General features: G+C 46.0%; 19 protein-coding genes and 1 CRISPR repeat array. Of the genes, 14 read left to right on the top strand and 5 right to left on the bottom strand.

Annotated features, from left to right (window positions below):
- Window positions 1–8 precede the first annotated feature (8 nt).
- Together ABD014_RS12900 and ABD014_RS12895 are read left to right on the top strand one after the other, a co-directional pair.
- A complete protein-coding gene (locus ABD014_RS12900) occupies window positions 9–833 on the top strand; it encodes a carbohydrate ABC transporter permease (RefSeq protein ID WP_343862110.1) in 825 nt (274 codons plus the stop codon).
- 134 nt (window positions 834–967) lie between these two features.
- Window positions 968–2650 (top strand): ABC transporter substrate-binding protein, encoded by a 1683-nt coding sequence (locus ABD014_RS12895; protein WP_343861612.1) that lies wholly within the window; start codon window positions 968–970, stop codon window positions 2648–2650.
- Window positions 2651–2749: 99 nt separating this feature from the next.
- On the opposite strand, the gene ABD014_RS12890 is transcribed toward ABD014_RS12895, so the two are convergent.
- Window positions 2750–3637: a fructose bisphosphate aldolase gene (locus ABD014_RS12890; RefSeq protein ID WP_343861610.1), complete on the bottom strand. Its 888-nt coding sequence runs from the start codon at window positions 3635–3637 to the stop codon at window positions 2750–2752.
- A 102-nt stretch (window positions 3638–3739) separates the two neighbouring features.
- On the bottom strand, window positions 3740–4336 hold the full coding sequence (locus ABD014_RS12885; protein ID WP_343861608.1) for a YjgB family protein: 597 nt from the start codon (window positions 4334–4336) through the stop codon (window positions 3740–3742).
- Between the two features lie 259 nt (window positions 4337–4595).
- Between ABD014_RS12885 and ABD014_RS12880 the strand changes: the two genes are divergently transcribed.
- From ABD014_RS12880 to ABD014_RS12865, 4 genes are all read left to right on the top strand, one after another.
- The gene (locus ABD014_RS12880) at window positions 4596–5138 is read left to right on the top strand and encodes a hypothetical protein (protein WP_343861606.1); all 543 of its coding nucleotides are present in this window, start codon (window positions 4596–4598) and stop codon (window positions 5136–5138) included.
- 13 nt (window positions 5139–5151) lie between these two features.
- Entirely contained in the window at window positions 5152–5361 is a 210-nt protein-coding gene (locus ABD014_RS12875) for a helix-turn-helix domain-containing protein (RefSeq protein ID WP_251411356.1), read from the top strand.
- Between the two features lie 3 nt (window positions 5362–5364).
- The gene (locus ABD014_RS12870) at window positions 5365–5973 is read left to right on the top strand and encodes a CPBP family intramembrane glutamic endopeptidase (RefSeq protein ID WP_343861602.1); all 609 of its coding nucleotides are present in this window, start codon (window positions 5365–5367) and stop codon (window positions 5971–5973) included.
- A 304-nt stretch (window positions 5974–6277) separates the two neighbouring features.
- Window positions 6278–6433 (top strand): hypothetical protein, encoded by a 156-nt coding sequence (locus ABD014_RS12865; RefSeq protein WP_343861600.1) that lies wholly within the window; start codon window positions 6278–6280, stop codon window positions 6431–6433.
- Window positions 6434–6636: 203 nt separating this feature from the next.
- Here ABD014_RS12865 and ABD014_RS12860 read toward each other — a convergent pair whose 3' ends face one another.
- Window positions 6637–7230 carry a restriction endonuclease gene (locus ABD014_RS12860; protein ID WP_343861597.1) on the bottom strand — a complete coding sequence of 198 codons (594 nt, stop codon included), beginning with the start codon at window positions 7228–7230 and terminating at the stop codon, window positions 6637–6639.
- 227 nt (window positions 7231–7457) lie between these two features.
- Between ABD014_RS12860 and ABD014_RS12855 the strand changes: the two genes are divergently transcribed.
- A complete protein-coding gene (locus tag ABD014_RS12855; RefSeq protein WP_343861595.1) occupies window positions 7458–8351 on the top strand; it encodes a methyltransferase domain-containing protein in 894 nt (297 codons plus the stop codon).
- A 206-nt stretch (window positions 8352–8557) separates the two neighbouring features.
- On the opposite strand, the gene ABD014_RS12850 is transcribed toward ABD014_RS12855, so the two are convergent.
- Entirely contained in the window at window positions 8558–9496 is a 939-nt protein-coding gene (locus ABD014_RS12850) for an aldo/keto reductase family protein (RefSeq protein WP_343861593.1), read from the bottom strand.
- 164 nt (window positions 9497–9660) lie between these two features.
- Here ABD014_RS12850 and ABD014_RS12845 point away from each other — a divergent pair, with 164 nt between their 5' ends.
- The 6 genes from ABD014_RS12845 (at window position 9661) to ABD014_RS12820 (ending at window position 17335) form a co-directional block, all read left to right on the top strand.
- Window positions 9661–10017: a winged helix-turn-helix transcriptional regulator gene (locus ABD014_RS12845; RefSeq protein ID WP_343861590.1), complete on the top strand. Its 357-nt coding sequence runs from the start codon at window positions 9661–9663 to the stop codon at window positions 10015–10017.
- A gap of 53 nt (window positions 10018–10070) precedes the next feature.
- Entirely contained in the window at window positions 10071–11729 is a 1659-nt protein-coding gene (locus ABD014_RS12840) for a helix-turn-helix domain-containing protein (RefSeq protein ID WP_343861588.1), read from the top strand.
- A gap of 141 nt (window positions 11730–11870) precedes the next feature.
- Window positions 11871–12842: an iron-hydroxamate ABC transporter substrate-binding protein gene (locus tag ABD014_RS12835; protein ID WP_343861586.1), complete on the top strand. Its 972-nt coding sequence runs from the start codon at window positions 11871–11873 to the stop codon at window positions 12840–12842.
- 592 nt (window positions 12843–13434) lie between these two features.
- Window positions 13435–14265: direct repeats of the CRISPR family, unit length 32 nt; unit sequence GTCACTCCTTGCACAGGAGTGTGGATTGAAAG.
- Between the two features lie 707 nt (window positions 14266–14972).
- Window positions 14973–15494, top strand: coding sequence for a DUF6773 family protein (locus ABD014_RS12830; protein ID WP_343861584.1), 522 nt, complete (start codon window positions 14973–14975; stop codon window positions 15492–15494).
- Between the two features lie 20 nt (window positions 15495–15514).
- A complete protein-coding gene (locus ABD014_RS12825; protein ID WP_343861582.1) occupies window positions 15515–15709 on the top strand; it encodes a helix-turn-helix transcriptional regulator in 195 nt (64 codons plus the stop codon).
- Window positions 15710–15904: 195 nt separating this feature from the next.
- A complete protein-coding gene (locus tag ABD014_RS12820; RefSeq protein WP_343861580.1) occupies window positions 15905–17335 on the top strand; it encodes an erythromycin esterase family protein in 1431 nt (476 codons plus the stop codon).
- A 76-nt stretch (window positions 17336–17411) separates the two neighbouring features.
- Here ABD014_RS12820 and ABD014_RS12815 read toward each other — a convergent pair whose 3' ends face one another.
- Complete coding sequence (locus tag ABD014_RS12815; protein WP_343861578.1) at window positions 17412–18263, bottom strand: helix-turn-helix domain-containing protein; 852 nt, start codon at window positions 18261–18263, stop codon at window positions 17412–17414.
- A gap of 402 nt (window positions 18264–18665) precedes the next feature.
- On the opposite strand from ABD014_RS12815, the gene ABD014_RS12810 reads away from it, so the two are divergent.
- The gene (locus ABD014_RS12810) at window positions 18666–23954 is read left to right on the top strand and encodes a glycosyl hydrolase family 8 (RefSeq protein ID WP_343861576.1); all 5289 of its coding nucleotides are present in this window, start codon (window positions 18666–18668) and stop codon (window positions 23952–23954) included.
- Window positions 23955–24001 lie beyond the last annotated feature (47 nt).

The following is a 24001-nucleotide window of genomic DNA, read 5'->3' as shown; positions in this document are numbered from 1 at the left end:
CATTCATCATGACTTTGGTTGTCTTGGTAACTTTATATCCTTTTGTCTATTTGGTGGCCCAGTCCTTCAGTTCGGAAGCAGCTGTGTATGCAGGTAAGGTAAGCTTCTATCCGGTTGAATTCACATCCCAAACGTATAGAGTAATTTTGAGTAAACCGGATTTCTTCCGTTATTACGGTAATACCATTCTGTATTCCGTAGTAGGTACGTTGATATCGGTAGCTGCAACAGCAATCATGGCCTATCCGCTGTCCAAGGATAAGCTGCGAATGAATAAGTTCTTTATCCCATTCGTTATCTTTACGATGTACTTTGGCGGAGGGTTGATTCCCAATTATATTTTGATCGCGAAGACGCTGGCGATGCGGGATACAATCTGGGCGATCGTCATTCCAGGAGCGATTAGCGCCTTTAACGTGATTCTAATGAAGACCTTTTTTGCCAGCCTTCCCAATGAAGTGGAGGAAGCGGCCAAGGTAGACGGGCTTGATGTATTCGGTATATTCCTGAAGATTACGCTTCCGCTATCCAAGCCGATACTGGCAACGATTATGTTGTTCGTCATTGTAGGGCTTTGGAATAGTTGGTTCGGACCTTCCCTCTATTTACAGTCGAAGGATAAATGGCCTGTAGCCTTATATTTACGACAGCTTATCGAGAATGCAATCAGTCCGACTGAAGTCGGAGCGACTACAGCTGACCAACAGAGTCAAATCGCCGCTACAGTAAAGTCTGCCGCGATGGTACTGACTTCATTACCGATCATTTGCGTGTATCCGTTCGTGCAGAAGTACTTCGTACAAGGGATGATGATTGGTTCTGTAAAAGGGTAAGTGGTTTATGTTCGGAAATTATGCACACGTGAAACTCGTGCTGTAGTGATTTCTGTAATATAAAATGAAGATTCTGCTTAGGTCAGATAAATAAGGATGGGCGAATCTTCACAAAAAAATTGAGGAGGAAGGCTATGAAAAAGTTTAACAAAGCAATAGGGGTTCTCATGGTGTTAGTCTTGGCACTCAGCTTGGCCGCTTGTGGTGGTGGGAAGAACGAAGGGGCATCCGATCCAAACCCGCCAGCAACTGACAAGCCAAACAATTCTGCTGAGAACAAACCAGCAGAATCTACCCTGGATTACCAATTTGGGGAGGATCAAACCTTCCATTCCGACGAACCGGTCACCTATTCTATGATGTATAGTGACCATGAGAACTATCCTTACCAAAAGGATTGGAGACTCTGGAGCGCAATTAAAGAAAAAACGAATGTTAGCTTTGATTTGTCGCTTACGGCTAGAACTGAATATGATAATCAAAAAATGCTGATTATCAACAGTGGCGATGCTCCTTATATCATTCCTAAAACATATGATGAAACTCCATTTGTTGCTGGTGGACAAATTGTCCCTATTAGCGATTATGTACAGTACATGCCAAACTTTACGAAGGCTGTAAAAGATTGGGGTCTTGAAGCAGATTTAAAAGCTAAGCTGCAGGCAGACGGTAAGTATTATGTCCTCCCTGGTATGTGGGAAGGGGCTGGTAGCGGATATTCCTACGCTATTCGCAAAGATGTCTTTGAAGCAGCTGGAGTTGATCTAAGTCAAGAAGGAACTTGGACTTACGAGGATTTCTATGAAGCTCTGAAGAAAGTGAAAGCGTATACTGGAGCGAAATATGTAATGTCCGATATTAACAAAGGCGAATCTACCTTGAATATTGCTGCAGTAGAATACGGCGTAACAGCCGGTTGGGGTAAATCCAACGGCTTGAAGTTCGATGATGCTAAGCAAGAATTTTATTTTGCCGACGCTTCGGATGACTACAAAGCATTTGTAACGTATTTCAATAAACTAGTCAGCGAAGGACTTCTGGATCCAGAGTCCTTCACACAAGAAAATGATGTAGCCGAAGCCAAGTTCTTCAAAGGCGACAGCTACGTGCTTAATACTAACTACCAAGTAATGACTGATTATCAAACGAAAATGCAGGACCCGAACGCAGAATTATATATGATTGTTCAGCCAGGCGGTCCTAAAGGCAAGCTTCAGGTTGAAAACTCTCGTCTGGAAAACGGTGTTATGATTTCAGAGAACGCCCGTAAAGATTTAGGTGAAGAGAACTTTATTAAGCTGCTTCGTTTTGTCGATTGGCTCTGGTATTCTAATGAAGGTCAGACGCTCAGCTTGTGGGGTGTTGAAGGAGAGACTTATACTAAGGATGCGGATGGTATTATCAAACTAAATCCTGATATTACTTATAATGGTTTAAATCCTGATGCTCCGAAGAAATTGAATGCTGACTTTGGTTTCGGTGGAGGCGTATTCGCTTATGGTGGTTCTAACGATCTGAGATGGTCGAAGTTCACAGAAGGCGAGAAGGATTACTATAACAGGATCTTTAAGTACAATCAGCCACGCTCCATTGCGCCGCCAATTATGGCGTCGGCTGACCAGAGTGAGCAATTGAACATGATCTCGACACCGCTGATGGATTATATTAATACGATGACCTTGAAGTTCATTACGGGTCAAGAGCCTTTGTCTAATTGGGATAATTTCGTAAAGACTGCTGAAGCTAACGGCAGTACTAATTATACAAACATGGCTAATGAGATCTTTAATAGCACAAAGAGTGTTTTAGGCTACTAATCAATCGAATAGACCTAAAAGATGAGAACGGCCCGGTGCACCAATAGATGGTGTGCCGGGCCGTTTATTTATCGTTATATGGGATTAAACGTACTTGAATTATTGAATAGAAGCTTCGTAAATGTCCTGAACCGATTTGGCTAGCATAGCATTGAATTCCTCATCGCTCTGCTGTGCAGTCAACCCCTGGGATAGGGCGCGAGAGAAGCTGGCAATTAGTCCATGGTTATGGGCCAGCTTGTCGTTGGCCTCGGCTTGGGAATAGCCGCCGGACAGGGCAACGACTCTTACGACATGCGGATCAGACATTAAGTCGCTGTAGAAATTATTTTGCGTTGGAATAGAGAGCTTCAGCATAATCTTGTCATCAGGATCAAGCTCGGACAATTGTGCCAAGATCTCTTTCTTCAATATTTGTTCAGACAATTCCTTATCCTTACTATGGATATCCACTTCCGGTTCAATAATAGGTACTAATCCTGCCTTAATAATCTGTTTGCCGACGGCGAATTGTTGCTCGACTACCTTCTTGATTCCGTCCGGATTAGCTTCTTGAATTACAGAGCGCATCTTCGTCCCGAAGATGTTGCGTTGAACCGCCCGCTTCAGCAGCTCGTCCAGCTCAGGCATCGGTTTCATAAGTTGAACGCCGTTCTCTTGCTCTGCGAGTCCTTTATCGATCTTCAGAAAAGGTACAATACCTTTCTTCTCCCAGAGATAGTCAGCCGTGTGCATCCCGTCTATCGTACGATCCATCGTATTCTCGAACAGAATGGCACCTAGAATATGCTCTGAGCTGAAGGCAGGGCTCTTGATGATTCGTGTTCTCATCTCGTGGACTAACACGAACATTTCTTCCTCATTGGAATAGCTATCTTCCTGAACTCCGTACTGCAGAAGGGCCTTGGGCGTGCTGCCGCCGCTCTGATCCAAGGCTGCAATGAAGCCTTTCCCGGAATGAACTCTCTCAAATTGTTGGGTATTCATGAATACCTCTCCTTTCCCGGTTGTGAAATTTGGAAGTTATCTTGAACGCTTATATTATAGCACTTATTCAAAGACGAAATACAATTTGCCCATGCGTATCCGCTACTTGGCCAATAGATTGATGTGGTCTAGATCGGTGCTGCTGTTAAAAATAAATTCCAATTTATATTCGCCACGGATATAAGTGAGCTTCGTTTGCTTCGTCTTGCCATTCTTGATGGTCGTCGTGGAATTAGGGGCGAACCAATTCTTCTTCAGCATGCTCATTGTAATGCCACCGATATTCGTCTGCCGCTCTACATTGGTACCAAAATAACGGATCTCGCGGATCTTATCGGATTTATAGGAGAAGGCATAACCGGGGTGTCCCATTTCAGCACTGTAAATATCATAACCGCTGGCATTTTTGCGCTCTTCCGAAGGCTCACCGATCGCTTTAAAGACATCTTTCCGCGTGCTCTTCCCCACCGTCAGATCGCTTACAGATCCGGGGAATTGACCTTTCAACGCAGGCTTATAGAAGCTGTTCAATGCTTTGAGGGCTTGAGCAGCATCTTCACTGTTATGACTTGCCGCCGCTGCGGCATTTGCCGTATGTGCTGGAGGAACCAGGCCACCTACCATTGTAGTACCCATGCCGATAACACCTGCGATAGCGATGGAGGCCCATGCTTTTCTTGCTGAAAATTTCAAGTTCATTGGTAGATCCACTCCTTAAGCCAAGTAAGATACATGTATTTTTATGTCAATTCATAGTCTCCATCATAGTCACATTGGCGAATAATTGTGTTACTTTTCTATAAAAATGAGATTTCATTTTTGACATATGATACTTTATACAACTTCTGCTCGAATTTACGAGAAGTATTAATAAATTATCGATAAACATTAAATAATTATTGATAATCTATAATTCGCGTGTCATACTTGACTTATCATAATTAAAGGGCGTGGCTGTATGATTACGGATAAGATCCAGAGAACCAGCAGTATTCTCACTAATTGTCTTCGGGTGATATGTATCGTATTATTGGTCGCTATTACGGGCGAGCTTGCGGCAATCTTTTGGCTTGCAGCATCCTCTGGCGAGGCTGTACCTGAAGCATTAAGCTATATTATTTCCTATTCATCCTTGGCTAGTTATGCGGAAAGTCCAAGAGTGGAACTGATGGCACATTTTTTTGTAAGTATATCCAGACAGGGTATCATTGTTGCGATGTTTCTGATCGCCGGAGCGATTTTCAAAGATATTAGCAAGGAGTACACCCCTTTTATAGCCATACATACTAAACGTCTTCATGCGATCTCCATCCTGATGATAGGCTTAGCCATTGTTCCAGGAGGGGTTGAGATTATCATGATTCAGCTGGTACAACCTACTGTCAAGACGAATGTGTCGTTTGAGCTTTCTTACCTTTTTGTTGCCGTGATATTCTTCTGTCTGGCGCAAATCTTCGATTATGGCAGACTGCTTCAGCAGCAATCTGATGAAACTTTGTAAGGATGGATGCATTATGGCAATTATTTTAAGATTAGATCGTGTGATGGCTGACCGTAAAATCTCATTGAATGAGCTAGCGGACAAGGTAGGCATATCGAATGTCAATCTGTCAAATATCAAAACAGGCAAAGTGAGTGCGATTCGATTCTCAACGCTTGATGCGATTTGCAAAGTTCTCGACTGCCAGCCTGGCGACATACTAGAGTATAAGAGGGAGGATTAGAATATGACCAAGAACATATTGATATCATCCATGGCTCAGGTTATTCTCATTATTATCTTAGCGCTGGTCTGCTGGCTTATTTTTGGAAAGAAGAGACAACCCTTCCTGTCGTGGATCGGGGTCATCAAACCAGAAGTAAGCAGAAAGAGGTTATTTATCGGCCTATTTCTATCAGGGTTTATTTTGTTTTCTGCAGTGGGCTGGCTCGTTTTTGTTTATTTTACGAGTCCATCTGATGTGGCAGCTTCACAGTTTTATGGAGTGGGTATTTCAGGCATAGGCGCGGCTTTATTATATTCTTTTGTCCAGACGGGGTTATCTGAAGAAATATTATTTAGGGGTCTGATTGGAAAAAGATGTATTGCGGTATTCGGCTTTGGGGTCGGAAATTCGATTCAATCCGTATTATTCGGCTGCTTGCATGGTCTGATGTTCCTGGCGCTTGCAGGAGCGGCTAACGCTGTGATCATCACGATATTTACAGCTCTCATCGGCTGGGTAATGGGGTACATGAACGAGAAATTGTCTGGAGGATCAATATTACCAAGCTGGCTTTTACATGGTCTCGCGAATCTATTCTCGACATTAATTATGATGTTCCAGCTATTTTAAGTAGATATTGCATGAGCGGTAATCCTTTTGCACATTTAATTTGAAATTTATCAACAAGGGTATTCTGGAATTTTCAACGGAAATAAGCTATATATCGGGGTCTGACACATAATGAAATGAATCTATGATCCGGCAAGAACCTGCCGAATGCATTTTACTAAGAGCCTTGGGCAGTTAGCCCAGGGCTCTTAGTATGGGCAGCGCATCGAAATCAGGATTGAGATTGTTGCTGTTGGCTAACCCTCTTCGTATAGCATCATACAGCTTACCCGCGGCCAAGCGAAGTATTGCCCCAGGAGCGGTGTTGACCAGATGGTGGGAGGGACGGCAGCAACAGAAGGAGGAACTGGCAGGCAGCCTATTGTTGGGGAAAACAGCATTGCCCGTAGACATTGCTCGTATGATTTTTGCTGTGCTGGAGCAGGAAGCGCTCACAGGTCAGGGGATACTGGATCTATGAGAAGAACGGTAAGATCAAAGCATACTGGAATGTATATGTCGAGGCTGAATCTGGAAAAACGGATTACAGCTACACGGTGAACAACGTCAGCACCTCCGAAAAATATCAGTTCGTTATCTTACTCCTCATGCCATACGGATGAATGCTACATTGGAGTTGAGCTGTCTCTTTGCATTATCTAGGCCTGCCGGTGCAGGCAGGGATTATGTAGCCTTCTTCACCTTTGGTTTCCAGGAAGACTTCTGAACATCGGCAGGCTCCTCAATGATTGCGATCGCTTCATCATACCGGCGGCTTTTGAATAAATGTATGATATCCTCAAGATCCTCTCTGTCCAACAGCTTGACACCGTTCACAGCGGCGAGAGTACGGGAACCCTCAGTATATCGGCCTGAAGTCAGCACTAGAGCGCGATCCGCCTCGTAATAGCGCATAGAAGCGTAGATCTCTTGAACGGCACCGAGTCCAACCGGATTACTCTGCCCGTAACGCTTGGCCTGCAGTACGTTCCTTCTTCCGTCAATACCTGTGAATACCAAGTCAGCCCCAAAATCACGGCTCCCCGTCGTCTGATATACCTCATCATAGCCAAGCTCGTGGAATAAGTGGAAGAGGTATAGCTCAAATTCCGAACCGTCAGCCATAAGATCAATGTCTTTAAGCGTAATTTTACGCGGGTTGGCATCACGGCGGATGCGGCGTCGCCTGTTACTGACTAGGCGAATAACGACCAGAACAAAGAGCAGAGCGAGGATCGCGGCAGTTAATATCGTTGTTGTATTCCAAGGAATGGGCATTGCGTTTAAACCTCACTATTCGAATGTATGTTCTTATTTACTATATCAGACTGGGCTTAGTTACGGAAGACCTTGTGTCTCTTTCCGTTCTCATTGCCTGTACAAGACAAATAACTATGGGAGAATCGAAGATAGGTCATTGCAGGAGGTTAAAGACATAGACATCCGGCCCCTTTGCGGAATAACGTATAGAAGAAGAGGGTACAAGTACAAGGAGGCAGAATTGGATGAGGATTGATCTTGGCAGCAGGAGTCTAAAATTCCAGAACTGTGTTGAGACGGATCGAATCGCTTATCCGGATACAGACTTGGTGTTTGACACTAATCATAAACTACCTCTCAAAGATGATTCCGTGGAATTTGTGATGGCCTCACAATGCCTTGAATATGCATATGATCTTCAAGCCGTCATGAAGGAGTTGTATCGGGTCTGCCGGCACAAAGCGATTGTATGTATTGTCGCACCATACGCACATGTCAGTTCTCACATCGTTAATCCGGAATTCAAGCAGTTATTCAATGAACATTCCCCTCGTTATTGGACACATAGTCCGGACACGATTGTTGATCAAGATGAGTTTTCTCTATCCAGGCATGATTCATGGTCCCTACTAGATGAGGGACATGCACCCATAGATTTCAGAGTGCTGCGTATGGAGTTTTTCTATTTTCCACCTTTCCATACGGGATATGATTCTGTTGAGCTATCGTTATTAAGGAAATCACAATTGAATGTAGCCCATCAGATTATGTTCCACCTACTCGTTGTCAAGAAGCCGATTACAACTGAGGAGATGTTATTGATTCGCAACACGGAGTTCTTAGAGGAGCCGGATTTTGTGAAGGAACTGAGAGCCCCCCAGGAATCAGAACAGGATATGGATGTGGATCCACTATTCTTTATGGATCATATGTCCTCGATAACACCTAAGAACGGTATGAATCAACCGGATAAAAATGTGCCAAACACATATGTAAATCGTACATCCAGTACGCCTGTTAAAAGTCCAACGACCAAGAAGTCTGGGGCGAAGAGCCAGTCTCCACTTGCAAAAGCAGTAACAAAGTCACGGCCAAAGCGTAAGAAGAGAAAGACGATGAAGAAAAAACTGCATTCGTGATCATGATATTCCTGCAAATGATTATGTTTAATATATAACCTCGTGTAGATACAGCCAGTAAGAATATAGGGAGGAGGCACGAAAATAGCAGAGTCCGTTGTTATACTAGAAAAAGGCCGCCCCTTTAAGCAATTGGTTGCTTAGGGGCGGCCTTAAAAATTATGCCTGATCCGCTGCACTTCGTTGTGCTATTGATACTGCAAGGATTACTTCAGGATCTCTTCAATGCGGTTCAGAACGTCTTCACTTAGCTCGATACCGGATGCCTTGGCATTCTCGGTCACTTGCTCAGGACGGCTTGCACCGACAAGCGCACTCGCCACATTGCTCTGACGCAAAATCCAAGCCAGCGCAAGGTTGCCTACAGAGATGCCCAGCTCCGCTGCGATGCCTTCAAGCTGCTTCACCTTGGCGATCTTCTCTTTGGTAATGCCCTTGCGAACCCAATCCAGCTTAGCTGCACGGCTGTCTTCAGGAATGTCGGAAGCCGATGTATATTTACCAGTCAGCAGGCCTTGTGCCAGCGGCGAGAACACGACCTGACCGATACCATGACGTTCACTGAGCGGGATAATCTCTTTCTCTATATAGCGTTCGAACATATTGTAGATCGGTTGATTTACAACGATGCGATCTAGCAGGTGTTGGTCTGCTACGCCAAGCGCCTCAGCAATTTGCGAAGCCTGCCATTCACTTACGCCGACATACAGCACTTTGCCCTGACGGACAAGATCGTCGATGGCGCGAAGAGTCTCATACAGTGGCGTCTCCGGATCATGACGATGGCAATAGAAAATATCGACATAATCATGGCCGAGCCGTTTCAAACTGGCATTTGCCTGCTCGATCACATGCTTGCGGGACAAGCCGCGGTCATTCGGTCCATCGCCCATAGGCCAGAAAGCCTTGGTAGCCAGAACATAAGATTCGCGAGGATACTCTTTAAGCGCCTTCCCAACGAGTTCTTCGGCAGCGCCTCTCTCGTATACATTGGCCGTATCGAAGAAGTTAATGCCGAGATCGTAAGCAGTTTTAATAGAATTCACCGCGTTCTCGCGTTCGACATAACCGCCATATGTAAGCCAACTTCCCAAGCTGATCTCACTGACTTTCAAACCGGTTCCGCCTAATCTTCTGTATTTCATTGCAAAGGCCTCCTTTTTTAAACGCTTATTTTTAGTAAATATTCCAACACTTCTCATTCTATAGAATTTCATATACAATTTGAAGAAGTGAAATGTTTTTCACTTAATTATATCAGCTATAGATGCTATACAATATATAGTTAATATATTAGGAGGGTGAGACGATGACCACAACAAAAAACACGGCCAAAAAAGCAAGCAGCTATATTCCAAAGACACCGGAGCATATCGAGTGCAATATCGAAAAAACATTGGATGTGCTAGGGGGGAAATGGGCCTTCCTTGTTATTCGTGAGCTGTTCTGTGGTACTCTTCGATTTGGTGAGCTGCAGCGAAAAATTCCAAGTGTCAGCCCGCGGGCATTGACCAGTACATTGCGGCATTTGGAGGAGCAGGGAGTTCTGGAACGGAAAGTCTATCCGACGGTTCCTGTGACTGTAGAGTATTCGTTAACCCCGAAGGGACAAGACCTTCACGTAATCTGCCATGAGATGAAGCTGTGGGCAGCGCGCTGGACCTGAAAGATAAATCTAATCTGATGTAGTTGTATTTTTATCATAATGGAGGCCTTGGAGTGGATAAAGTTGTTCCCGAGTGGGTAGAGTCCCGCTTCCCATTATATGCTGTCAGCAGCATTAATTCGCTATATTGCACTTCGAATCTGCCGGAGCATAAGATTGTTGATGAGCTGACCGTGCTGGTTGCTATTGCGGCAGGGAAGGGGACGCTTCGCATCGATGATCAGGCGTATAAGCTGGAGGAAAGAAGTATTATTCTCCTCCCAGCGCACACTGATGCTGCTCTAGTTGCAGAGTTGCCGCACCCGCTCCATGCATACAAGCTGGCGATTCGAGGAATCGAGCAGAATTCGGGTTCGGCTGCAGTAGCTATGATGCGCAGCAGCGAGATTGCCTCCAATGCGGCTGTACATATCTATGCGGATGAACCCGGCATCGTTGCTGACATAGAAGAACTGTACACGCATCGTCTGCCCGTAAGTGAGATGCGTCATGTGCAGAATCAGATTATTTTCCATCAATTAATTCATCGGTTATTAGAGCGTCAGAATACGGAGTTGGAGAACGACGAGCAACCGTCGATGGAGCGGAGCATCGTTTATCTCGAACACCACTTTACGGAGAAAATAACGCGAGAGCAACTGGCCAAAGCGGCCGGTGTCAGCACCTCTCATTTCTCAGTTCTGTTCAAGCAGCACACAGGCTTTTCTCCGAGTGAGTATTTGTCGCGACTCCGTGTGCACCGGGCGAAGGAGCTATTGATCAACGGATCTAGTACGCTCCGGGAAATCGCACTGAAGGTAGGCTATAAGGATGAATTTTACCTTAGTCGTCGCTTTAAGCAGCATACGGGCATTTCGCCTTCCGACTTTACTAGGGGTGGAGTTCAACAGGTTGCTGTACTGCTCGCACCGTATGCCAGCCACTTGTTGCTGCTGGGACTTGCGCCGACTGTGACGATTACGGAGACTAGTGAATATGTACATACTGTAGAATTACATCCACAGATGATGAATTTCATTGATATTCGTAGTTCTGTAGAGCAGATGAAGACGGTGCTGTTAAGCAACCATGTTGAGCTGATCATTGCGGCAACGGAGCATCTTCGAGAGTATGGGCTTAACGCTGAGCAATTGCGCGTGGTTGCCCCAGTTGTTGAGATAGCCTGGATGAAGATGGGGTGGAAGGAGCATTTGCGGTTGATCGCCAGGGCAGTTCAGCGAAGCGAACGGGCAGAACAGTGGCTTGCCGAGTTCGAGCGGGAGGAGCAGTTAGCAAGGGAGCAAATCAAGAACAGCCCCGCTGGCGAAGAGATCATTTCGATCTTTGTTATCAAGCCTGAAGGAGTGTTCGTCTATGGTGCGCGTAATGTCGGTTATGTCTTCTATCGATCATTAGGCCTACAGCCACCAGCGCTTATCGAGACGGAGATTCGCAAGCATGGGGATCAATTTCACTCCATTCCCGTTGGACTATCTGAATTGGAATTATATGCGGGTTCGGGTTCGCGTATTTTGGTCATTGTGTATCCTGATGAGAAGGGGAGCACCGTCCATTCTGAGCAGATCTTTGAATCTTCCTACTGGAGCGGTCTGCCTGCCGTCAAGCAGAAGAAAGTAGATGTACTCCATGTAGATGATTGGGTGCCATACAACCCGGTATCAGTGCGTCTTCAACTTCAACGTGCGGTCGATTTATTGACTAGCTATCAATAGTGCAAGCTACTTTCCCAACAAAAAGGCATGGTTCGACGGTGGACGGCTCCATATAATAAACCTATGTAATTGAGAATGATTTTCATAATCATAGATTGAATCATTCATCACATAGTATTCATTAAAGGGGAGAGTCATCCTATGAAGAAGCTGTTTATTCCGTTTGCGCTTGTGCTGGTCCTTGCACTTAGCGCTTGTGGCGGGAAGCAGATGAACGATGCTGGTAATAAAGGGAATCAAGCGGAGACACCAGCTGCGAATGCGACGAATGGTGCGAATGAAGCAAACGGAGAATCCGGTACATTTACTTACCAATCTGAAAATGGTCCTGTCGAGGTTCCGAGGAATCCGCAGCGCGTCGTCGTGATCACAAGATTCCTAACAGGTAATGTAATGTTGCTCGGCGTACCTCTGGTCGGTGTGGATGAAATGTCTAAAGAGAACCCGAACTTCAAAGATCAATTGAAGGACGTAGAGACGGTTTCTGATGAGAGCCTGGAGAAAATTATTGAATTGAACCCGGATCTGATTATCGGGCAGTCTGATATTCAAAATATTGATAAATTGAAACAAATCGCACCAACGGTGACTTATACTTACGGCAAGCTGGATTATCTTGAGCAGGAGCTTGAAATTGGCAAGCTGTTGAACAAGGAGAAGGAAGCCCAGGCATGGGTCGATGATTTCCAAGCCCGGACGAAGAAGGCCGGCGAAGAGATCAAAGCCAAGATCGGCGAGAATGCAACTGTATCAGTCATAGAGACATTCAATAAGCAGCTCTATGTCTATGGCGATAACTTTGGCCGCGGTACAGAGATCCTCTATCAAGCGTTTGGTCTCTCCATGCCGGAGAAGGTCAAGGAAGCTACAGAGAAGGATGGTTACTTGGCCCTCTCGACGGAAGTGCTCAAGGACTACCTTGGCGACTACGTTATTTTCAGTAAAAACTCGGATGAGGACAACTCATTCCAAAACACAGACACCTATAAGAACCTCCCAGCAGTCAAGAATGGCCATGTCTACGAAGCCGACGCTAAAGCGTTCTACTTCAATGACCCGCTTAGCATGGAGTACCAGTTGGACTTCTTCATCAAGAGCTTTCTTGGGGAGTAAGTAATAGAGGGAAACTCACGTCCACCCACGTCCGAAGGGACGTGGGTTTTTCTGTTTTGGGGAGGAGATTTTCACACTGAACTAGAAGTTATTAGAGTGATGGCGACAGGTTGTCGATAGGTAATAGTAGAAGATGATTTTGTGGAGATCGTGATTTCGGCTAAGACTGTGGTGATTGAGGTGCCTTGTGGGTTAAGCGATCAAAACGGTGTAGGCGATTTTACTTACTGCAGTCTCGTTATTTGTAGGGCACTTAGAAGGTTTTTGTATTCCTAGTGACACTTGCAGCAACGGAAATATACGCTCTTATTTCCACGAATAGTTGCAATAAGAAGATAGAGAGTAAAGTCATCTATTTCCGTTACATTATCAAAATCTCCGATTAGGGCGAGATAGCAGCATTCACTTCCGTTAAAAAAATGCTGGTGCGAACCCCAAGCTCACATGAAATCCCTGGGGGATTCGCACCAGCGTAGTGACGCGGGTTCCGGGCGTTTTGCATACTTTTTTTTACAAAAATTCACATGAAAAATGGACATTCGCACTTTAGGGCCTCTCAGCCCTTGTCCCATATGGGCTGGTTGGTGGCGGAGTCACTCCTTGCACAGGAGTGTGGATTGAAAGTTGGAATTACTCTGAATTCGGTTAAGCCGTCATACGTCACTCCTTGCACAGGAGTGTGGATTGAAAGATCGCGCCAGATGGCTATTTGTACAGCAACCGGGTCACTCCTTGCACAGGAGTGTGGATTGAAAGATCAATCTGAACCAAGCAACTGGACTCCTTGCCCGTCACTCCTTGCACAGGAGTGTGGATTGAAAGCTTTCCCATCCATCCCATTTCTATAGACTTGGCAATGTCACTCCTTGCACAGGAGTGTGGATTGAAAGCTTTCCCATCCATCCCATTTCTATAGACTTGGCAATGTCACTCCTTGCACAGGAGTGTGGATTGAAAGTACACCTCCGAAATTAAAATCTCGTATAAAGGGTAGTCACTCCTTGCACAGGAGTGTGGATTGAAAGTCTTAACTTTTTACCATACATTTTATATCTCCTCGTCACTCCTTACACAGGAGTGTGGATTGAAAGAATCGCAGATGATTTAATCCTGACACTGGAGCAGTCACTCCTTGCACAGGAGTGTGGATTGAAAGCGAATGAGTTTGCGACGAACAATCCGGATGACTGCGCGTCACTCCTTGCACAGGAGTGTGGATTGAAATTTGAAACGTCTGTACGATGGAAATTGGCAGTTCCGTCACTCCTTACACAGGAGTGTGGATTGAAAGCCATCCGGTAGTAGCTGCTCGAAGCGATACGGCGTCACTCCTTACACAGGAGTGTGGATTGAAATAAACCGTGGATCGAGCCGACGGTCAGTTCAAATCGGTCACTCCTTGCACAGGAGTGTGGATTGAAAGTCTGTGCAGATTACAGGCTGGCCTAAGATGGTGTGTTACTCCTTACATAGAGAGTAATTGAAGTCGCCCCGTCATAGTGGCTAATTGATATATCGTCCGTTACTCCCTACACATATATACAAAACCCACTAACTGTTACTCTCTGCTAAAAAGAGTCATGATAGTAGCACGGTGATTACGACGGACTGGCTTTTGTTTGGAGCGTTCGCCCTCTCTACACAACTCTAACGAAACTACATATCGCTATTGCCTCACATTTCGAGGTAAATAAACTCTAACGAAACTACATATCGCTATTCGGGCTAAATTCGAGCTAAAAGTAGCCAATTGGGCTCAATAACGATACCCTGTTTCGTTAGAGTTTTTAGAAGGCTTTTTTGGTGCAAATAGCGATACCACGTTTCGTTAGAAACCGTTAGCGACGCTATCAGCGGCTGAAAACAAACGAAGCTAGCATTGCGAATATGACAAAACCCGAAAAGAGTCTTTCTTTATCTTGTTAGAAGATAGGAAGGACTCTTATTTGCATAGCTAGAGACCCATCTGTAATGAGGTTAGAGGGAAGTAGAACAATTGCCCAACGCACATATAATATGTCATTAAGAATAATATATAAAACTAAATGACATATATATATTGCAAATTGTCCGATATATCGGTATAATCAAATTCACAAAGAGGAATTTATTGTGAGGGTGGTATGGGATATGAGTTGGTTTAAGAGGAAGTCCGTGCAGGATGAGCGGATTGTGAATCTGAAGAATCAGATTGCGAAGGAAGCCTGGGTGCTGACGTTGATGATCTGCAGTATATCGGTGATTGTGAAGACGTTCTTCTTCATGGAGAAACAGTCGGTATGGGTGGAGCTTGCCATTCTAATCGTAACGAGTATCTACTCTATGATACGGAGTGTCAGGTCAGGGGTATACTCTGACGAGGTAGAGGTGCATGACCAGACGCATCGATTCTCCATGACCAAGAAGCAGCTCATGATCGGTCTTGCTTCAGGCCTATTTCTAGCTTTGTTCTTTGGATTCCGTAGTGCATATCTTTTTGCGGATGGAGATGGCGCGCTCCAAGTGAAATACTTTCTTAGTGTCTTTGCCGCTAGTCTGATCATGTATATTCCTTTCTTTGTCATTCTGACAGCGGTCAGCCATCTTGTGATGAATCAGCTGAGCAAGCGTCGTTCAGACAGGGATCTTGATGATAGCGATCTTATTGAATAGGAGCGTGAAGGACAGACACCATGAAAAATTTAAAAATGAAAATGGCCCGGGTTGAGAAGGATCTGTCCCAAGATGAGCTAGCTCAGATTGTTGGTGTATCGAGACAGACGATAGGGTTGATAGAGCTTGGCAAATATAATCCATCTCTAAGCCTTTGCGTTTCTATATGCAAAGCGCTAGGGCGCACGTTGGATGATCTCTTTTGGGAAGAGTAGGGGCTGAGCTGCTAGGAAACATCGGGATCTATTGGCGTGGCTAGCGTGAATAGCGTGAATAGTGTGACTGGGGAATAGTGGCATTAAAAGTAGCTAGCGTGACAAAAGTAGAGAATAGTGCTATTAAGAGAAACACATTGGGATGGAGAAACAGAAGGACAGAAGACATTACATAAACTTAAGGGGATGTTTCATATGATACAGGTGAATAAACGTAAGGTAGCAGGGGTTGTTGCCGCGGCTGTACTAGGCGCACAATTGTTGGTAAGCGCAGTTCCGGTGTATGCGCAAGAGGTGAACCCAATGAGCGAGGCCTTATCACAGCAGGTTGCGCGAACAACCCAGGAGACGCTGGCTGATTGGGAGGCGTGGACCAAGAATCATGCTTATCGTCTGGAGACGATCAAGCCGGTGGAAGGAAAGATCGAGCCAGGAAGCTTCAAGGATCTTGAGATGCTGAAGCCGCTTCTTCACGATAAGCGTATTGTATTTCTCGGAGAGAGCTCTCATGGCGTTGCAGAGTTTAATCTAGCCAAGACAAGATTGATTCAATATCTGCATGAAGAAATGGGCTATAATGTACTAGCTTTTGAGAGTGGACTAAGCAACGCTTCTGTTGCTTATGGGAATGCAGGCAATCAGAGTGCAGAACAGACGATGAAGGATTCGATCTTCGGCGTGTGGTGGAGCAAGGAGATTCTCCCATTGTTTAACTATCTAAAGGACACGCAGACGAGCGAGAAGCCGCTTCTATTGACAGGCTTTGATATTCAGATGCAATTTCCGCTCATGGATGGCAAATGGCTTACAGATGCGAAGCAGGCTGAACGCTTGAAGCAGGCGGAGGAGAAGCTTTCCGCTTATGCGAGAGGAACCGATCTAGAGGCGTATCAGAAAGATAAAAATCACTTGATAGGCGCCTACAATGGAGCTCTTCGTTCACTTAAGGCTAAAGGAACTGAGGAGCACATCAAAGTCTTGTATCCATCTAATCCTGCGCTCATGAAACAACTGGAGCGGAGCCTTCAGGACCGCATTCGAGTAGCCGACGAATATGTAGAGCTATCCATTAAGTCGAATCGCGGTTATGAAGAGGAAGATTATGCTGTTTACGCCGAATATCTGCTGAAGTCGATGGAATGGCGGGATCAAGCGATGCTGGATAACCTGATCTGGCTTGCGACCGAAGTGTATCCGAACGAGAAGTTCATCGTATGGGGGCATAACGATCATATTCAGAAGGCACATAGTGAAGTGATGGGAACCTATTATCCAGTGAAACAGATGGGGGAACTTCTGCCTGATGAATGGAAGAAATACAGCTATGTTCTGGGCTTGTACCCGGTGAGCGGACAGACGGCAGATAATACAGGTGCGATCCACAATGTTCTTCCATTGCAAGAGGGCTCTATCGAATCGATCGTGTCCAAAGCCAGCCAATCACCTTATACATTTATTGACCTTAAGTATCGCAATAATGAGCGTGGAAATTCATGGATGTTCGAGCCAAGGTACACCTACAGCTGGGGCATGATTCCAGAGAGTCTTGTCGCCAGGGATCAATACGATGGCCTACTGTTGATCGATGATGTTCATCCACCGCAATATATGCGCGATAAGAAATAAGCCTTGTCCGCAGCAAGCAGGCAAATTAACGAAGTAGATCGCACTCCCTATATTGGGGCGGTCTACTTTTTTAGATTCATTCACTCTGATTCATCTTCCGATACTTTAACGGCGGAATGCCAACAATGGCCTTGAATATGCGACCGAAATGAGTCTGGCTTTCGAAGCCCACGAGCTCGGCGATTTCTGAGACGGTGAGTTTGCTGCTTTTCAGCAGGGAGCAGGCTTCCCTCGCTCGGACATTGTTGACGTATTCAATAAAGGTGAAACCGGTTGATTCCTTGAAGGTACGACTTAAATGGGACAGGCTCAGGTAGAACTTTTTTGATATATCCTCTAATGCCAGGCGCTGATTATAGTTTTCATGAATATGATGAATAATTTGCGAGATTTGCCGATAGGTGCGGTTGGATTCGATAAAATAGTCGTTATGCCCGTTATCGAATTTCCGTTTAATGAAGATCAGTAGTTCCATCAGCATCAGCCTTACATAGAGCTCTGATGAAGCGGAATTCGTAGAGTTACTCGTATCTTCACGGATTATTTTATCGAATAGATCTTCTACAAAATTTTGCTCATGACCCCGTAGCTTTACTGCATTCGAGTCAGAACGGAAGTAGTCAAACAGATCAAGGTCTTCCGCTTCCGGCAACAGCGACTGAAGAGCTTCTTTTTTGAACAATAAAGTGACCCTCTCATACTCGGCCCCGTTCGAATTGATTAATCGATGCACCTCATTCATATTGATCAATAGTAGGACCCCACTGACAACCTGATAGGTCCGGTCCCCGATGAAATAATACAACTCACCAGAAATGATATACAAAATTTCATAAGCATCATGATAATGATGGGAAGGGATGCTGGAATGAATCTTTTTTTCACGGCTAATATAAAATAGTTCTGATTCGTAAAAGTTTATTTCCATTTTCCAATCCCTCCATATGTCTATAGACAGAATGCGCTTACATTGATCATAGCATGCCAGAGTCTGGTTTGAATAACCTTTACACAATTTTACTTGCCAATGATCTTGAGCTTACATTCATGGTGGATAATAAGAGATCGCAAGCGGTTCATGATTTTAGCAGAAAACGTTGAAAACCGAGGTTTTTGAGAAAATACGTAGAGAATTTTTGTGAGCGCTTACGCTATAGTAAACTCAAGATCCGGCGAATATGCGATGGCCGGCTTGCGAATGTCTGATGAAGGGGGGAGGCAGGGCATTAGAAAGGGCAAGTTTTCTTGTAGTCGCATTATTTAGAAGATTTTTCTCATCCCAAAAGTTAAAGCGCTTTAACTTTCAAGAAAGTGAGGTAATGAGCTGCTAATGAAGAACCTAGTCAAGCCAAAATGGCAACGGCCCCTATCTCTATTATTAATCTTTATGCTGTTGTTCCAGATGGCAGGGATCGTATCTGCTGACGGGCCGCTAGTAGACCATGCACAGGGAGTCGCACCGGGATATATCGTGGACAACACCGCGTTGTCAACAGGGGAAGTAACCGGAACCCAAATACTGGAATCTGTACCGAATGCGACTGATGCTGTGTATGTTGCCCAGTCTCTCGGCCGGGAGGTTATTGCGCAGTGGGTCTTTCAGAATGAAGGGGACAACGGCACATTTGTTGCTACAGACGGAAAGTATCAGTCGGCATCCATTCTGACCAATGTTGGCGGTGTATTCGAGAACTATAGTGGCAGTAAGCAGGAGATCAGCTACCAGGGTTGGGATCAGGGCAATGGCAAGAAGTACTGGCTAGTGACGATGTCTACTGCTGGGTTTGAAAATATCGCTATATCGTCTGAGCAGAACTCATCTGGTTCCGGACCTAATGATTTCAAGCTGCAGATGAGTACGGATCAAGCAACATGGACAGATGTGGAGAACGGCATCATCCAGATGAATACAAGCTCCAGCTACAACTGTCCGAACGATACCTGCAAGCTGAAGGATCTCCCGCTTGATGGCGCGGACGATAAAGAATTGCTGTACATCCGCTGGATTGTCAATTCTAACACGCCAACGAATACGGTGGATAATCCATCGGGCATCGGTGGTGGAGGCTCCAGCAGAATCCGAAATATTTACGTAACCGGCGATCCGATCACGGGGAAGACTCCGGTCATTCCTACGATTGATCTCTCATACCTCCCTAAGCATGGTGAAGAGAGCGTTGCAGCGGATGCGCCATTAACCGTCAAGTTTAATAAGAATATTTCAATCAGCAGCGAGTCGTCCGTAAGTATTATCGACGGGAATGGCATTAGGATTGAAGCGACAGTTGCAGTCGGCGGTAATACGCTGCACATTAACCATCCGGAATTCACCTATGGGGCTACATATACCGTGTCCATTCCGAGACAAGCGATCATTGCCGAAGATGGAGTCCCACTCGTTAGAGATATATCCTGGAGCTTCACGACACAGGATTCCCCACTTATTCCGAAGCTGATCAATATGACCTTTAATGCTGATCCGAAGACGGGGATCGCTTTTGCATGGTACACAGATATCATGACGGATACGAAAGTACAGGTCGTTGAAGCTTCCAGGATGACGGGGGAAGTATTTCCAGAAAAAGAGGCGATGGGGTTTACTGGTACCGGAGAAGAGATCGAGACATTTATGTCCAAGGCCGACCGCTCGACCGGACATAAAGTGAAATTCATCAGCCACAAAGCAGCTGCTAATCACTTGAAGCCGGGCACCAAGTATCGCTTCCGTGTCGGCAACGGCCAGGAATGGAGTGGAATTGGGTCCTTCACGACCGATACGGAACAGCATCAGCCTTACCGCTTCATTGTCGGGTCGGATTCGCAGGCTTCTAGTAAGGAAGATTTCGAGCCATGGGCGGATACGTTCAAGAAGGCCCGTGATTATATCGGGGATCCGAAGTTTCTGATTAATGCGGGGGATTTGGTCGATAACGGCGACCTGGAGGAACAGTGGCAGTGGATGCTCGGCGTAGCTCAGGATGAGCTGCTGAATGTGCCGTTCGTACCTGTTCTTGGTGGTCATGAGATTCAGGACTATGACGGAGACGAGACGACACCTAACAATAACTTCTACAATCATTTCAATCTGCCGCGGAAGGTGGTCGCAGCGACGCATGACGGTTCCGTCTATGCCTTCGAATATGGAGACGCGCTCTATATGGTCTACAATTCGCAATTTGACGGCAAGCTGAATGAGGATGGAACAGTGAATTGGGACGACGATCAGCATGAGCAGTTCTGGAACCAAGTGGACTGGATGAGAAATACGGTTGCCAAGTCGGATAAGAAATGGAAGTTCGTTACTTTTCATAAATCCCCTTATGCCGCTGGTGATAATTCAGCCCAGTGGGAAGGCGAGCGCATTGAATTTTATAAGAAAAATTTGATCCCGGTCTTCGATGAACTGGGCATCGATATGGTGTTCGAAGCACATGATCACATGTACATGCGGTCCTTCCAAATGTATGGCGATCAGATTATTGATCCGACCAGCCTGGATAAGGACGGGGAGGGTAATGTCATCAACCCGCAGGGCACGGTCTATCTCATGTCGAATGCCTTCGGGAATAAATTCTATTATAAAAATTATCAGTACGAGTTAGATGAGAATTGGGAACCGCAGCTCATCTATGATGAGAACGGGGATCCGATCTGGTATGATGATTATTTTGCCGCGGTTGACGAACAGCCGGAGAAGAAAATGTTTACCGATGTCTCGATTTCCGATCAGGTGATGAAATTTACGGCATATACGGCAGCGGTGGAGGATGAAGGGAAATCTGGAACCGTCGGAAATGGATTAATCGATTACGACCATTACGGGATCAAGAGGACAGATAGCAAACCGAACCAGGTGGAAGCAGCCAAGGTTACATTGAAGGGGAACAACGCGGTGCTTACCTGGACAGCTCCTGCGAACAGCAAGGAGCCCGTTAGAGGGTTCAGGATCTACGAGAAGAATGATAAAATCAAGACGTATTGGAGCAAGTATATAACGATTAAAGAGGGACAGACGGAGTACAGTTACACCGTGGAAGGCATTAATCCGGGGAAAAATTATGATTTCATCATCAAATCTGTCGGCAGAAGGGATAATTCTGCTCCGGTCGAGGTCAGCACTCTTGGAGGGCCAGTCGAGCAGGAGCCGCCTTCTGCGCCAAGCAATTTGAAAGGCACGGGAGTATCGGCGTTCCAGATTAATCTGACGTGGAATGCTTCTTCAGGCACAGTCAGCCCGTCGGGCTACCATATCTATCGCGATGGATCTCTCGCGGGAACGACGGTAGCGACATCTTATAACGATATCGGCCTTAAGCCGGACACGTCTTATCGTTATATTGTTAAGGCCTTTAACGCCGAAGGCATTGAATCGTTGGCCAGCAATGAGATCGTTGTAAAGACGAAGCAGGCTTCGGAAGGGGAGGGACCTCACAAAGCCTTCCCACAGCATACGAGTTATGTGCAAGGCTCGATCAAGCCGAATCATGTGACACAAGAGCAACTGGATCAGACAGTAGGCCGTTTGTACGACGAATGGAAGGCCAAATATTTAAAAAAGCATCCTTATCTCCAAAAATCTGATCCTGATCAATATTATGTATGGTACGCCGACGGGGATTGGTTTGAAGAGGAATACGATGAGGAGCTCGGTGTGGACTATATGGCCACCACAGTATCGGAAGCGCATGGTTACGGGATGCTGATTACTGCTCTGATGGGTGGGCATGATCCAGATGCGAAGAAGTACTTCGATGGCTTGTTCCGCTACTTCAAAGCGCATCCGAGCGAAATAAACCCGAATCTGATGGCTTGGAAGCAAGGTGATACGGGGACAGCGATCGTTGATGTCGATGGCGTCGATTCGGCAACGGATGGCGATATGGATATTGCCTATGCGTTATTGCTGGCTGACAGCCAATGGGGCAGTTCGGGAGAGATCAATTACTTGGCTGAGGCCAAAAAAGTGATCAGCGCCATTATGGACAGTGAAGTGAACCAGACCGTCTGGATGCTCAGAATTGCAGATTGGGCTACGAGTGGGAAGTGGGCTGCCGCCACACGTCCTTCCGATTTCATGCTGCAGCATATGAAGGATTACCGCAATGTAACGGGCGATAGCAAATGGGATCGGGTCGTAGATACGACATATGGAATTATTAATGATTTGTATTCTGGCTATAGTCCAGATGCTGGCTTGCTTCCTGATTTTGTATTGAAATCCGGCGGTAAGTTCGTTCCAGCAGAGCCGAACTTCCTCGAATCGGAGTACGATGGAGATTATAGCTATAATTCTTCACGTACGCCGTGGCGGATTGGCACCGATTATCTTGTAACGGGAGATCCACGGGCAAAGGACCAGCTTAGTACACTTAACCGTTGGATTCGTGGAGTGACGAACGGCGATCCTGATCAGATCCTGGCCGGTTACAAACTGGATGGTTCCAAGGCGCTTGAGGAATATGGAGATATCACATTCTCTGCTCCGCTTATGGTTAGTGCGATGATCGATTCCTCCAACCAGGAATGGCTGAATAAGCTGTGGGATCATAATGCGGCGGTGCGGACCGAAGATGACGTCTATTTTGGCAACAATCTGCGCTTGCTTAGCATGATTGTGGTATCCGGCAATTGGTGGACACCGACCATTGTCGATACCGAAGCGCCTACGGAGCCGACAATCGAAAGAGCGGAGGCGGTGTCCAGTACGGTAGTGGATTTGAAATGGACACCATCCAGCGATAACTTAGGTGTAACTGGCTACAAAGTATACCGCAATGATCAAGTCATAAGCACGACGACAAAGACAGAATATAGAGACACCGGCCTATCTGCGGGCACAACCTATAAATACTTTGTCGTTGCGTTTGATGCAGCAGGGAATCTGTCGAAGATGAGCAATATCAGATATGTTACGACGCTGCAAACGTCGGGCGGAGGCGGAAGCACTGGTGGCAGCACGGGAGGAAGCAACGACGGCGGCACGATCTCTCCGCCGAAGACAACAGTCCCGGGGTCGGGCACGGATGTAGTGCCAGAACCGGATAAGAAACCTGAGACCCCGGCACCGGCCAAGAAGCGCTTCAATGATGTAGGGGAGAAATATTTGTGGGCGAAGAACGCGATTGAAGAACTTGCTGATGCAGGTATCATTAAGGGAACGACGGAGTTCACCTTTGAGCCGAGTAAGCACATTTCGCGGGCAGACTTTATAGTATTGTTAGTTCGAGCTCTTGGACTGGAGGCCGACTTCAACGCTAACTTCACGGATGTTGCTTCAGGCGCATATTATTACGAGGCGCTCGGAATTGCGAAGCAGCTCGGAATTGCTAAGGGAATTGGCGGTAATAAGTTCGAACCGAAGGCAGTAATATCCAGGCAGGATATGATGGTGCTGACCGCAAGAGCGCTCAAGCTAGCCGGAAAAATGAATGAAGTAGGCAGCGCTGCTGATCTGAGTAAATTCACGGATAGCTCCAAGCTCGCTGAGTATGCGGTAGAGAGTGTGGCCTCACTGGCCAAGGCAGGTATTATTCTGGGTGACGGCCGTGCGATTCATCCGGTAGAGTCAGCAACTAGAGCAGAGGTTGCAGTGATGATTCATCGGATCTACACTAGGTAGTAATAGCTTATATGAACAGAACCCGAGATTTCGATCTTCGGGTTCTT

The sequence above is a fragment of the Paenibacillus motobuensis genome (assembly GCF_039521865.1).
Taxonomy (GTDB): domain Bacteria; phylum Bacillota; class Bacilli; order Paenibacillales; family Paenibacillaceae; genus Fontibacillus; species Fontibacillus motobuensis.
This window is presented reverse-complemented; position numbering and strand designations above follow the sequence as displayed.